1 protein-coding gene is annotated in these 246 nt (G+C 65.0%); it reads left to right on the top strand.

What is annotated here, in order from left to right:
* Positions 1-246: hypothetical protein (locus VJI77_RS07655; RefSeq protein ID WP_323989007.1), on the top strand; the 246-nt coding region annotated here is incomplete at both ends.

Below are 246 nucleotides of genomic sequence, written 5' to 3'. Positions count from 1 at the left end.
AGGTCATCTACTTCGCCGCCTACATGGTCATCTCGGTCGACGAGGATGCTCGTCACCGCGACCTGGCGACGCAGGAGAACAACATCCGTCTCGAGCTGAAGACGCTCGGCGACCGTCGCGACTCGCGCATCGCCGCTCGCCTGGCGAAGCTGGAGGAGGAGCTCGCGGCCCTTGAGGCCGAGGGCGCCAAGGCCGACCAGAAGAAGAAGGTCAAGGACGCCGCCGAGAAGGACATGACCTCGATCC

It is taken from the genome of Parvimonas sp. D2 (assembly GCF_035282635.1).
Classification (GTDB): domain Bacteria; phylum Bacillota; class Clostridia; order Tissierellales; family Peptoniphilaceae; genus Parvimonas.
This window is presented reverse-complemented; position numbering and strand designations above follow the sequence as displayed.